At 52.0% G+C, this 13,379-nt stretch carries 10 protein-coding genes; 2 read left to right on the top strand and 8 right to left on the bottom strand.

Annotated features, from left to right (window positions below):
- Positions 1-106: 106 nt before the first annotated feature.
- The 3 genes from PSH81_RS00925 to PSH81_RS00915 all read right to left on the bottom strand — a co-directional run bounded on the left by PSH81_RS00925 (position 107) and on the right by PSH81_RS00915 (position 5,923).
- Positions 107-1,744 carry a hypothetical protein gene (locus tag PSH81_RS00925; RefSeq protein ID WP_305391849.1) on the bottom strand — a complete coding sequence of 546 codons (1,638 nt, stop codon included), beginning with the start codon at positions 1,742-1,744 and terminating at the stop codon, positions 107-109.
- Positions 1,745-1,830: 86 nt separating this feature from the next.
- Complete coding sequence (locus PSH81_RS00920; protein WP_305391848.1) at positions 1,831-3,828, bottom strand: UvrD-helicase domain-containing protein; 1,998 nt, start codon at positions 3,826-3,828, stop codon at positions 1,831-1,833.
- A 10-nt stretch (positions 3,829-3,838) separates the two neighbouring features.
- Positions 3,839-5,923, bottom strand: coding sequence for an ATP-dependent endonuclease (locus tag PSH81_RS00915; protein WP_305391847.1), 2,085 nt, complete (start codon positions 5,921-5,923; stop codon positions 3,839-3,841).
- Between the two features lie 1,047 nt (positions 5,924-6,970).
- Between PSH81_RS00915 and PSH81_RS00910 the strand changes: the two genes are divergently transcribed.
- Positions 6,971-7,192: a hypothetical protein gene (locus PSH81_RS00910; RefSeq protein ID WP_305391846.1), complete on the top strand. Its 222-nt coding sequence runs from the start codon at positions 6,971-6,973 to the stop codon at positions 7,190-7,192.
- 245 nt (positions 7,193-7,437) lie between these two features.
- Here PSH81_RS00910 and PSH81_RS00905 read toward each other — a convergent pair whose 3' ends face one another.
- From PSH81_RS00905 to PSH81_RS00895, 3 genes are all read right to left on the bottom strand, one after another.
- Entirely contained in the window at positions 7,438-8,031 is a 594-nt protein-coding gene (locus PSH81_RS00905) for a hypothetical protein (protein WP_305391845.1), read from the bottom strand.
- On the bottom strand, positions 8,028-8,600 hold the full coding sequence (locus PSH81_RS00900; protein ID WP_226456645.1) for an RNA polymerase sigma factor: 573 nt from the start codon (positions 8,598-8,600) through the stop codon (positions 8,028-8,030). Before PSH81_RS00900 ends, PSH81_RS00905 begins: the two co-directional genes overlap by 4 nt.
- A gap of 76 nt (positions 8,601-8,676) precedes the next feature.
- Entirely contained in the window at positions 8,677-10,323 is a 1,647-nt protein-coding gene (locus PSH81_RS00895; protein WP_305391844.1) for a VWA domain-containing protein, read from the bottom strand.
- Positions 10,324-10,993: 670 nt separating this feature from the next.
- Between PSH81_RS00895 and PSH81_RS00890 the strand changes: the two genes are divergently transcribed.
- Positions 10,994-12,262, top strand: a complete 1,269-nt coding sequence (locus PSH81_RS00890; RefSeq protein WP_226456642.1) for a M10 family metallopeptidase C-terminal domain-containing protein — start codon at positions 10,994-10,996, stop codon at positions 12,260-12,262.
- 84 nt (positions 12,263-12,346) lie between these two features.
- On the opposite strand, the gene PSH81_RS00885 is transcribed toward PSH81_RS00890, so the two are convergent.
- Positions 12,347-12,997 (bottom strand): DUF799 domain-containing protein, encoded by a 651-nt coding sequence (locus PSH81_RS00885; RefSeq protein ID WP_305391843.1) that lies wholly within the window; start codon positions 12,995-12,997, stop codon positions 12,347-12,349.
- Positions 12,994-13,356, bottom strand: coding sequence for a DUF4810 domain-containing protein (locus PSH81_RS00880; RefSeq protein ID WP_192298535.1), 363 nt, complete (start codon positions 13,354-13,356; stop codon positions 12,994-12,996). The genes PSH81_RS00885 and PSH81_RS00880 overlap by 4 nt, the downstream gene beginning before the upstream one ends.
- Positions 13,357-13,379: the final 23 nt, after the last annotated feature.

Here is a 13,379-nt window from a genome sequence, read left to right as displayed (position 1 = left end):
GCTGCTTTTACCATTGTGAAAACTGTAGCTCCACAATTTAGATATACGCTACAAATCCATACAGCCGACTGTGCTGATGCACCGTGCCAGACCAAACTCACGAATCTCACTTATTTGAAAATTCATGAAGAAGCCCACCCAGAAAATCATCCAACTCTGCAAACGTTAAAACCTTATAATCGTCAACATAAAACTTAGCTATCGATGGATACCTAGTTACAAATACAGGAACCACCTGCACCGGGCTACACTTCACTATACCGCAACCCAAATGTTCAAGATGACTAAGCCCTTTTAAATTAGCACCAACCCAGTCAATTTTCGCTTTAAATTTAGAGTGATATTTTTTTTGCTCAAAATGATCATTATACTGCTGAGAGTACCCTCTTGAATCGATTGCCGGAGCGCCACATTTACACTCAACAACATATAATATTCGAGACACTTCGTGATAGGCCAGCAGGTCAATTTCTCCACAAGGCAGCATTACTGAACTCCCCTGCTTATTCGGCCATTTCTTCAAACCCTTAATGAAATTAAATCCATGAGATGCAAAAATCTTTCCTATTAGCGACTCAAAAATATCACGCCGTTGATACTGCTCGATATCTTCCAGAGCCTTATTAAATATAGGGTCAGCTTTCAAATCTTGACGCTGGCCGACCAAGCATCGATGCATGAATGTATCGTACCACTCAGCAACCATAAAAATATTCATAATAGCATGCCAGCTTGCCTTTTTAATATGAGGCTTATGTACTGCCTCCTTAGGATAGATTGATTTTAAGTTCTTCAATCGATCAATACGCACACCCGAGAAATTTATCATACGCACTTGATCTTTTTTGTTTAAAAAATCCCTATTCTTATTAACTAAAGCGTCGGCAGATAAAAGCATAAAATCTAAAATTTTAATAACTACATTCTTCTCCATATCTCCTTCTTCTGAAATCCAATCGATCAAATACCCCCCTGGAATTACAAGGACCCATCCTGAAGATAAAACATTGTGAAGCAAAATATCGATAAATCTTTCAAGCTGATCCAAATCAAAGCCCTTTGACTCTAGAAGAGCAGAGCTGAGTTTCGGCTTTAAATGATCATCATCATAATCACCCTCAAAACCCGAAAACTTTGTCCATGCCTCACCCTCTTTTTTCAACATGTAATCGGAGCGATTAGAAACTTTACCCAACGCTTCCTCAGATAATATCGGAAACAGAATCCCTTCAGGTTTGGATAGATCAAACGTTACATCACCGTATACATCAGGAAAGTAATGTATAAGATTTGACCACTCAGCAGAAATCGTCATAACAGCAAGTATAGAGAAAACTTTCGACACATCCTCGCAATTAGGTTTCCCATTTTGAAGACTCTGAGGGCTACTTTTAGACAGACAATAATCAATTGCATAGCGCCAACCGTACCTTCCAATTGGGGCAAGACTTTCCGAAGCATCAAAATGCTGCCAAGGCATTAGCCCTTTTCTATAGACTGCCGTCCACATAAACAATTGCTTATATGCTTCTAAAAGCCAGCTAGCGGAATTCCTAGAACCTAATATTTTATGAAGACGCTCAAGGGCAATCTTATAAGCCGAATTTAATAAAAACTTAGAATCTTGTAACTCAGAACCTCCTGCAACTTGACGATTAACCGCATTTACTATTTCGCCCAAAACTGCAATATTCAACTCCGCAACCGGTTCATCCACCGGCGTCTGCTGCACATTAATGTCCATATATTTCCTCAGCACAAGTCCAAAAAGGAATTCCAAATTCGCACTATAAAACCCTATACTTAAGAGTGCTTATCTAGGACGAAACCTCACGAAGACGCTTTTTCCGCGTCAAGCTGCTCGTGATTCACACAATCAATAATCTCCCAACCTAGTGCGCGCAAACTCTCAATCTCCTTACTTTTTAATGAATCCTTCCGCATCGCGAGGCAAAGAAGGTGAGAGGGGCGCGTCATCGCTACATAGTGAAGCTTAAGTCTCTCTTGCAGAGAAGCATTTTCCCCAACGTTAGTAGCCCCCGCTTTTGGTTTTTTACGCATAAGCCAGGGAATGAGGCTCTTCAAATGATGAGTGCGATGAAAACTGTCCAACACCAGTGTAGCTGTGTGAGTCTCTCCCTTAACACTATGTATAGACCCTAACCGAATAGATACTAACGGTGCAGATTCAGGATATTGAAACTTATTTGGCTGAGACTGAGTCACGTCCGACGAGTTATCAATCACAGGCTCTATAGAAAACCATGCAAAAAACTCATCCATACCATAGATATCTTTTCCTGCAATTGCTTCCGCCACTACTTTAAATTTCGCAGTAACTGCACACCACTCACTCTCTATAAATTTACACTTCCGCAAAATAAGAAGATCGACCAACTCTAAATATTGTAATTTAGACCCTTCCTTTTCGACTAACAACTCGAGGACATATCGAAAAGGTGACTTACGCAAAGGATTGGATATTGAAAATCCTGTCTCTCTCAAAAAATGCAAGACAGCTTCAGCAGATCGATTCGATACGGGATGCGTACTTTGATTTTTTAATAACTCTATCCTTGCACACGCGAGGTACATGGAGAGTGATGTTGGCTTCGGCTGCCCTGATAACTGCGAGATATATCGGGGCGCATAATGGCCCATAAAGCGAGGGAGGTGATCGTCCTTATCAGACCTATGAACCCCTGCAACTGCAGTAAACTCTCCACCCGCTAGGGCATCAGCGGAGAATACCTTAATTAAATACTTAGCGTAGTTAGGAAGAACATTTAAAACCGTTTCATCTTCAAATAGAAAAATAGCGCTTTGACAACTCGGATGATTAACTTTTCCCGACGTTGGGCCTCGACCGATCAGTGGTTGAGGGATAAGTCCAAGAGGGGCGGCACAGTCTGCGATAGACTGTGAAAACCGGAAACTATTTGGGAGGTCGATCCTATTTTGGCTAAAAAAAACACCAGACGTTAGACTTGAACCTACTGCATTATAAATAGCTTGGTTAGAATCACCGAATCGCTGACAAATTACCGGACTTTCGTCTGCGCAGAAAAGCCGATTGATAAAGTCAGACTGAAGCTCACTATTATCTTGCACCTCATCAACAAATAAGATCGGAAATCTTCGACGAATACTTTCCTTAACTTCAGGAAACTTCTCAATCAGCTCATTAGCCCAGACAAACATCTCATCAAAACAGTAATAACCCGCTTCTGTTGATTCCTTACAAGCTTTCTGAATAAGCTTAGACGTATCAGTGTGCGAAGCATGGCGGTTGCCAGAAAAGTCACTTTTCGTATATATCAGGGAAGTATGTTCTTTTTGACTTTCCAAGTATTTCCTAGTGCCATAGGGAAGCCTGTACCATCTATCCTTCTCGGCCAGTTCGGTATCAATAATTTTTACTATCATTCCCTTTGAACGAAGCCAGGGAACCGCCAAAAACTCATTAACAAAAGAATGAATTGTTCCCACAAAATGGGGATACCGTAATAATCGTTGCGCTGCTGTACCTGAGCTAAGTCGCTCCCCAATTTCCAAACGGGCAGCATTTGTATGAGAAATTACGCAGAGTCCTTGCTGCTTTGGTTGCCAACGGTTAGCAAGTATTGCGAGCTTCGCAACTAACAATGTTGTTTTTCCACTTCCAGGACAAGCTTCCACATCCAACGAATCTAATGAGCAAAGTGCTGCATATCTTGGATCTAAACCATCCTCACCGGAAAAAGCATTTAGAGGTAAACCCATAGCAGAGCAAACCCATTCGACATCCAATTTAGAAATGTTCCCAACTATTTCTTTAAAGCCTGTCATCGCTCGCGCCCTATGCAGATTTACCATCTAGAACAGTTGGTGATGCCGGTGTTGTCGGCGTCGAAACAGAAGGAGTATCTTGATTGACTGTAACATCAGATTTTTTTGGTGGAACCGTGATAGAAAATTGCTCTGTAACATGAGCTATTGCGTTCTTTATGTAAGGAGGCAGTTGCCCTATTAGGGTATCTACGGACAGTAACCCATTGCGCATTTCATCTTCTAATATTTCAGACAAATATTGAGCAGCTATAGCCTTAGATACTGCCGAGGTTGTATATGGAGCGTAAACAGTAGAAGAAAGCTCTTCATTTGAAAGAGATTTGGCTAACAAAACAGAGTACTCTTTCCGAGCTGCTGATATTACATCCAATCTTTTAATTGCCCCCTCGTTCAACTTATCATCATTTTTTGCAAGTGCAGCAGCAAGAAACAACTGCTCACTTAACCCGAAAAAAGCCAAGTCGTATTCCAGTGTCCATTCATCTGCTACGAAAGTTTTAACCCATTGTTCGTTCGCTTTATCCCTGATAGTGCTTCGTTTCTCCTCCAGTTTGCATCCTGGAAAGTCTGACTTAACCCTCCACCGACGTTTAGAAACCGTAAGAGGTGGTATAGGTGTAGAGAGTTCTAGCTTCCCTATTATATGCGGAGCACAGTCCGGCATTACGTCCATATCTGTGATGCAGGAAACTGGAATTTTTAGCTCACCATCAACACCTGGAGTTTCTCGAATAAATATGCGCCCGTATCGCCCTAAGCCTACACCGCCGACATTGACTATCGACACTCCGTAATGTTCGAAATCCCGGCCAACTAGCTTAGCTAAGGTCGGCATCAGTATATTTTCAGCATCCCCTTCTACTATCACAACACCACGAGCAAAAAATAGATTGGACTTAGTTACGTCAAGAAAGCGTTGTAAAAAGCGGTAATCGGACTCGGTAAGTTTGGTGTTTCCTTTTGCCATTGAAAAGCCGCGTCCGTCCTTAATTAAAACAAGATTGTCGAGTTTGACATCAGCGCCAAAATTCGGACTATGGGTTGTTACAATTATCTGAATCTGCTGGCCGTCTAACCGACGTTTTTCGGCTTGGCTTTTAAGAAATGAAATTAACCGTAGTTGACGCTGTGGATGTAGATGAGCTTCGGGCTCTTCGATGAGAAGCAGTGGAAACCCATCTGCCTCAGTTCCCATCAAGAGAAGCTCACAAGCCATAAACAACAGATTATTGGAGCCTAAACCTCGCAGATAGGGATCCTCCAGACCAACACCTAAGTTAACTTCTAACTTTTCAAGAAGCTGCCTAAGCCTCACCCCATCATCGCGATGACCACTAATTCTTATTCTCGCCGCTAAATCATCATCTTTGAAAGACAGCGGCTGCAAGTAATCCCTATTCAGCTTTTCTCGGGTGGTTTTCACCCCATGGGCATTTTCTATTAAGTGACTAGAGTAATCTCCTATACCAAGAACACTGAGATCTTCAGGCACTGGCCTTGGCATCGTTTTCAAGTCAAACCTTACACCGTGATCGCGAATTTCTTTTGTGTGTTGTAAAATTTGAGAGAGCCTTGAACCTCGCCCAGCAGACATAGCTCTTTCGGCATCTCTCAATGGTCGCAAGTAAGTCGCTTGCAACATAAACCGCGCGCCAGAATCAAGCAGAGGCCCATCTCCATTCTTTCCAGTTCGCCACTCAATGGGTATATATCGTCGCGAGCTGGAGCTAATCTCAGTTCGACGCGCAATCCAAGTTAATATAAGAACCGTATCCGATCCCTCGTTAGAATAAGTAAGATATTCTGCAAAGGCGCTCCGATCGCCCGCGGTCAGTCCCAAAAAAACGAGACGAATCTTGATTTCTTTAGCCTGTTCACCAGATGACGGCAAATGAAAGTCTGTTTGTTCGAGCCTCAACGACTCTTGATCACGGGTCCCTAAGACAAATCTCAGAGCATCCACCAACGCCGTTTTTCCTGCATCGTTTTCACCAACAAACGCGGTCAAACCAGGGTTGAGTGAGAGTTCAAATGCTTGATCATCCGCGCCAAAGAGTCGGAAATTCTCAATTTTCACATGGGCTATATACAAAACGGTTGCTCCTTGCTGTCGTTATTTTAATAGTGACGAGGGAGCATAATGCCACCACGGAGGGGAGAGTAGAACGTAAAAGTTTTACCCACTCATTTCAACTTCAACGAAGGAGCAACACTCCCTCCTCTTAGGTTGTTAAGAAGTCAGCCGAGCAAACACTAGTGATCGCGACCAGCTCCACACTCCAAGTTCGATCCACCAGAACTCTCATTACCTTCAACAGGGCGTACGCTTTTAATTACCTAATAAAATCAATAACCTAAGCTTATTCGTTACGCAGACTACACCTCTAGATATCGTCATCCCCCCTACCCCGTTTATCATCCCCTCAGCGGCGAGGATGTGAAATATTTATCATTAATACGAAGTGAGCACTTAGACTCATCTGAACGATGACAGCGGATACTGCGAGATTGTCTCCGCTGGAAGGTCCCCAGTGAATTCCATTAACTTGTGCATTTGCCCTACCATTTCAGCCATCTGCGAGCACCGTGACCAATACGGTAAAGGTAGCCTTTTCTCTTCAAAATCCTTTCAATTTCAACATTGAAATTTCAGTAAGCTGGTGTAGTTGCCGCTACCACGATCCCGCGGGTTTCATGCCCCGTGTAACGCGAAACCTCTCAGGGTCCCCAGCGTGATTTCCTGTCATCGAGAGGCGGAGCAAGCGAAATTCGCTTGGTAGGCTGGAGCGCAAAGCGCCTGCCCACGACATCTGGATGCTGACGTTAGCGTTACACGCACGGGCAGCGTTACATCCGATGTACGCGATGCCGCTCAACTGTGTAACAGGCGTGAAAGCCAATGAAAACGGGCGTTTGGTGGAGGGTGTTACACTCGTAACACCAGTTACACCAGTTTTGGAGGGGGTTGGGTATGTGCGCTCATGCTGTCTTTCCAAATTGGTCCTACACCACATTGTTGGCCTCTAGTGAATCAAGATGGTCGCCATGATTTATGATCACCAGGTGGTGAGGACAGCTGATATGCAATGCCACTGGCTCGAGGTAGATTGACTACCTGACAAAACGGCGAGAGACCATCATGGAAGACACCCCTTTGCTTGCGTCATTACTCAAGCGCATGAATGAAAACCAACTGGCGCTGGGGGCAGCTATCGAGGAGCTGTCAAACTGGGTTGAGCAAAGCGGATCTACGGAAGTTGCACAGAACATTCGAGGGGCACTGGATACCCTTGATGAAAATGCAGGATTCATCACCCTTGCGCTCGCATCACTGGCGGCAGAAGGTCGAACGAAGAAGTAACGACTCAGCTGGAAGGCACCACATCAGTAACCATTTGGTGTTGCTTTACCCTACGGGGATACCACGAAAAAAGTGTCCAGAAGGACGCGCCGTGTATGCCCACATGTATGCCTAACTGACTCGCCATCAAACATACCCAATGAATACGGGGCTCTCACCCTCCAGTTCAAACGACGCCGGGGGCACCAGATACAGACGAAAAAGCCCCAGGTCGAATGGCCTGGGGCTTTTTTGTGGGCGTTGAGTCAGCGCAGTTTCAGCGCCTCCAACCGCGCCGGCAAATCCTCCTCGGGAAAGCGTTCGTGCAACGCCAGCAGCCTCTCATCTGCCGCTCTGCTCTGCCCCACCGCCCGCAACCGCACAATCTCCCGCAACCCCTCCTCCAGCGAAGGCAACGCCACCGGCGCACGTTTGCTGAGTTTGGCGGGGGACTCGTCCGCCATCGAGCCCATGACCTGCGCACTCTCGGCCTGTGGCGCAGCAGCCATCCGGGCCACCGGCGCCGGGGCGGACATCATCGGCGGTGGTGGGCTGGCGACCTCTTCGTGGAGTGCGGAGAAGGTCGCGGTGGAGATTTCCGGCTGCGGCACGGGCGAGCGCATGACCACGCCGATCATCAATGCCAAACCGGCGACGGTGGCGAATGCCATTTGCCAGCGTGGTCGTTGGCAGGCGTGCAGCCAGCGTTGCCACAGGCTCGGCTGTGGTGCCGGGGCTTCGCGGCGGGCGGTGGCGAGGATGAAGGCGTCGAGGGACGCGGGTGGTTCGCCGGTGCTGTGTTGACGCAAGTGCTGGATGAGCACGTCGTCAGAGTCCTGGGGGTGTCGAGAGTCGGTCATGCGGGTATCTCCTCGGCCAGCAACCGGCGCAGTTTCTGCTGGGCGTAACGCAGGCGGCTTTTTACGGTTTCCAGCGGGGCTTTGGTGAGGGCGGCGATTTGCGGCACTTCGAGGTCGCCGTGCAGGCGCAGCAGGAAGACTTCGCGCTGGTCTTCGGGCAGGTCTTGCAGCGCGGCGTCGAGGCGCGCCTGGTCGCGGCTCAGGCTCAGTTGTTGCTCGGGGCCGGGGCTGGCGTCGGGCTGGGCGTGCAGCTGTTCGTCGTAGCTGTCGTGCAGCGGGTTGTGGATGCCGTGCTTGCGCCAGTAATCGATCAGGCGGTTGCGGGCGATCTGGAACAACCACGTACGAAAACTCGCCCTCCCCTGTGGCTGGGTAGTGCTGCGGATCAGGCTGAGCCAGGTCTCCTGGTAGATTTCCTCGGCCAGTTCGGCTTTGTTGCTCAGGGACACGAGGAATCGGTACAGGCCCTGGCGATGTCGCGCGTACAAGGCCTCGAACGCGGCACTGTCACCGCTCCGGTAGCGGGCCAGCAGCGATTCGTCGCTGGGCAGGTCATCTGGAACGGCCATGTCGATGGCGAACTCCTTTCTGAAAGTCGACGGTGAATCAGGTGTGGGAGGAAGCAACCCCCTCCCACATCGGGCATCAATGTTTGAGGCTTTGCGCCAATTCCACCAATTGCACGAACTCATTGCGCAGCCCGAACGGGTCATCGCCCCGTGCCGAGCGGGCCAGTGCAGCGATGTCGTGCAGGCGCATGCTGCCAGTGTAGCGGCCATCTCCCTTGAGCTGTTGGGCGAAGGCGGCCACGGCGGCGGCGAAGCGCAGGTCATCGCTGGCCTGGACGGGTTGAGGGCCGATGGGGCGCTCGATCAGTTGGCTGTCACCGCCCGCGGCGGGTTTGTAGCGCACGCGCAGCATCGCCAGTTCAACGGCTTTGCTTTCGGCCTTGGGCTCTGCGGCATAGCGCAGCGGCTCCAGCCAACCCTTCTCGCCCTTCGGCACAATTTCGTACAGCGCGGTTACGGTATGCCCTGCACCCATTTCACCGGCATCGACCTTGTCGTTGTTGAAATCCTCACGCTTCAGGGCGCGGTTCTCATAGCCGAGCAACCGGTATTCGCTGACCCGTGCCGGATTGAACTCCACCTGCAATTTCACATCCCGCGCCACCACGGCGAGGGTCGAGCTGAGCTGGTCGACCAGCACCTTGCGGGCCTCGCGCAGGTTGTCGATGTAGGCGTAGTTACCGTCGCCGGCATCGGCCAGCTGTTCCATCAGGTGTTCGTTGTAGTTATCCACACCGAAGCCCAGGGTCGTCAGGGAAACCCCGCTTTTGCGCTGGAGCGTGGCCATCTGCTTGAGGCTGTCGAAGTCGCTGACGCCAACGTTGAAGTCACCGTCGGTGGCCAGCAGGATGCGGTTGATGCCGTTGTCGATAAACCCTTCGCGAGCCATCTGGTAGGCCAGTTCGATGCCCGAGGCGCCCGCGGTCGAGCCGCCGGCGGTGAGTTGCTCGATGGCATTGCGGATCTTGGCCTTGTCGCGGCCGGAGGTAGGCTTGAGCACCACGCGGGACTCACCGGCGTAGACCACCAATGACACGCGGTCCTGATCGCGCAGTTGATCCACCAACAATTTCAGGGTGCTTTTCACCAGCGGCAAACCTTCGCGGCGGTCCATGGAGCCGGACACGTCCACCAAAAACACCAGGTTGGCTGGCGCCAGGTCTGCCACGGCGCGGTCGGATGCCCGGATGCCGATGCGCAACAACTGGGTGTGCGGGTTCCACGGCGTCGGGGCGAGTTCGGTGGTCACTCCAAAGGGTGAGCCATCGGTGGGTAATGCGTAACGGTAGGGGAAGTAATTGACCATTTCCTCCAGTCGCACAGCCCCCTCGGGCGGCAGGCTGCCCTGATTGAGGAAACGTCGTACGTTGGCGTAACTGCCAGTGTCCACGTCAGCGCTGAAGGTCGAGACGGGCATTTCGGCGACCCGCTGCACCGGGTTGTCCGGCAGGCGTTCGTACTGCTCCCCAGGCTCGTTACGAGATGGATTGACCCGCTCGTCACTCATCATCAACGGCGCCGCCATCGGCGCCGGCGCCACACCCTTGACCAGTGCGCCTTCGAGGCGTGCCTGCGCGACGCTGGGCATCACCGTCGCGGCTTCTTCGTGGGGCGTGGCGGTGTCTTGGGACGTGGGCACGCCACAGCCTGCCATTGCCATGCAGGAGGTGATGGCAAGGCCTTGTGCGACAGGGCGCAGGAGCGGCAAGAAAAGACGGGGCATGGCGGCTGAACCTCGGGGGTGAATGATGTGTTCACTCCTTCAGACGCAACCGGATCGGGGCTCGGGTTAAACATAGAGGATCTTTCTTAAACCAGCGCTCGGGAATGGCGCTGTCCTGTAAGTGCGTGTGTGGTTCTTTTGTTGTCCATCGGACGCGATCAGGAAAAACCCCAAGACAAACAAAATAGGAACCCGCTCTGCCCCGCCTCATCTGCAAAAAAACAGACGCCACAGCTCACTGCAACAACTTACGACAGCATCGGATAAACCACCATTGGGTAACACTTGAGCGATTGGCAGTGGTTTTCAGCGGTGAGAACTTGGTCCTGCGCAAAAGGACTTTGCCTACAGACTTTCACCAAGGAAAAATCAAGCAGCGTGTGACGGTAACACAATGAAAATACATTCTGGCGTGCCTACTTTTTTCGCTCCCTACAGTGCACCTCCAAGGCCACAACGTTTCTTTAGGCCCTTCTCTATTCCGCCGATTTTTCGCCCCTTTATCCGACCATTTGTCACTCACCCCTGGCTGCGACCTTTTAAGCCCCCAATGCCTCGCCCAATGCCTCGCCCGACCCCTCTGCCCGAGAACAGGCCCGTGCGTCCCGAGCGCCTTACGCTTCCCCCAGGCCCCGACAAACCCAGCCCCCACACCTGGGATGGCAAGGACATGACTCAACGGCCAAATGACCCTCACATCGCCCGGGTGAACAAACGCTCCTACGATAATCAGCAGATCATCGAGCAGCTCACACGCAACGTGCCGACGTGGCAGGACAAGAACCAGAACAACACCACCGAAATTTCAGTTTCATTCAACCCAGGCGGGTTCAACGAGTACCAGAAACAGGAAGCACGACGCTCTTTAACCTCTTGGAGTGATGTCGCCAACCTGCAATTCACCGAGAACGGAGGGCCCTCCGAAGGCCGGGTGACGTTCGGAATTTCAAACCGGGTCCGCACCGCACAGGGCACATATCCGACACCCTATGGAGGAGGCGGTGGCGCAACGCTCTACAACTCCCGCATGGCCACACGCACAGTGATGACCCACGAGATCGGGCATGCCCTCGGCCTGAAACACCCCGGCAACTACGACGGCAGCGCCTCGGAAAGCCAGCGCGTTTATGCCCAGGATTCCACCGCCCACACCGTCATGAGCTATTTCGGCGATCAGAGCAGTGGCAAACAGCTCGGCGCCAAGCCCCTCGCACCGATGATGGATGACATTGCCGCGATCCAGAAAAAGTACGGCGCCAATTATCAGACCCGCAAAGAAGACAATACCTACGGCTTCAATTCCAATACCCAGCGGGATTACTACACCCTCAATTCCGCACAGGACCGGATGATCGCCTGCATCTGGGACGGTGCCGGCAATGACACCCTGGACGTATCCGGCTACAAGTCCAACCAGGTCATCAATCTCAAGGCCGGTGCTTTTTCAGACATTGGCGGGCTCAAGGGCAACGTGTCCATCGCCAGGGGCTGCACCATCGAGAACGCCGTCGGCGGCGCAGGCCACGACGCGTTGATCGGCAATGAAGCCAACAACCGGCTCACCGGGGGCCTGGGGGCGGACCAGATACGTGGCGGCGACGGCGCGGATACCTTCGTCTACAACGACGCCCGTGACTCCACCCCCGAACAGCCCGACACGCTCATGGACTTCACCAGCGGCACCGACAAGATCGATGTGTCCGGCGCCCTGCAAAAAGCCCGGGTCTCGGGACTGAATTTTGTCCAGGCCTTCAGCGGCAAGGAGGGCGAAACGCTGCTGACGTATGACCAAGCCACCGGCAAAGGCAGTGTCTCCATCGACCTGAATGGCAATGGCCGCGCCGATCTGCTGATCAAGACGCATGGGCAGGTCAAACCCGAGGATATTGTTCAAAGCGACGTACGCAGCCGTAATCGCTGGAACAATCGACGTGGCTGAAAACGCCGAAAAAACGCCATCCACAACGACAAAGGCCCTCCCCGATCATTGCCGGGAAGGGCCTTTGCCTGCGGTGCCGAGGGTTTAGTCAGTACCGTACTTCGGGTTACGCGGACCGTACAGGATCCCCGTGCGCTGGCCCGGCGACAGCAGGCGCGCGCTGGTGATGCCGGCAATCGGATGCGCCGCGTCGGTGGAGCTGTTGATCACCTGCTTGACCGCTGCCGTGATCAGCATGCCCACCAGGCCGCCGCCGTTGTTGTTGCCTTCCTCGCTGGAGGCCCGCGCCGAGCCGGTCCACAGGGTGGTGCCGGTGCGCAGGTCGACCAGTTTGGCCGAGGCCGTCACCGCTGTATCGCTGGTGATCAGCATGTACTTGGTGCCGTACTCGGTAACGGTGATGTACAGCGCCGCGTCCGCACCGAAGATGTCATGCAGCTTGGTCGGTGGCACCGCCTGGATGTCGTTGGCGGTGGTCAGGCCGTTCTGGCGGAAGGTTTCGTCCACCAGGGCAATCGGCAACACGTAGTAGCCGGCTTCGGCCAACGGGTAGGTGACTTGCGACACCAAGCTGTAGGACGCCTGCACTTCCGGCGACTCATTGAGCGGCGGCAGCACCAGGATCGACTTGGGGCGCGACTGTTTGTACGCGGTGTAATCGATGGTCTTCGGCGCAGCGCAACCGCCGAGCAAGGCCAAGGCCAGCAGGGCGCCGGTGAGTTTCAACAGGCTCATTTGGTGGCGACTCCGGTCTTGGCGTTTTTCAGCAGGAAGTCCATGTACGACGCGGACTCGGGGAACAATGCCTTCTCGGTGCGAAACTCCTGCACCATCTGGTCATCCTTGCCCATGCTCAGGTACAGCATGCCCAGGTGGGCGTGGTAACCCGGCGGGGCCTTGCGGCCACTGGCGTTGATCTTTTGCAGATCCCGTTCCAGCGCCTCGACCTGTGCTTCCTTGGGCTCGCCCTTGAAGTACTCGTAAACCTGCGGCTGGTAGCTTTCCCATTGATACAGGGGCTGGGGCGCCGTGTGGCACCCGGCGACTACTGCGGTTGCTGTCAGCATCAGCGCCAACTTCACTGCCTTGCTCATCCGTGTACTGCTCCTTGAGGTGT

Origin of the sequence: Pseudomonas sp. FP2335, from assembly GCF_030687535.1 — a bacterium.
Classification (GTDB): domain Bacteria; phylum Pseudomonadota; class Gammaproteobacteria; order Pseudomonadales; family Pseudomonadaceae; genus Aquipseudomonas.
This window is presented reverse-complemented; position numbering and strand designations above follow the sequence as displayed.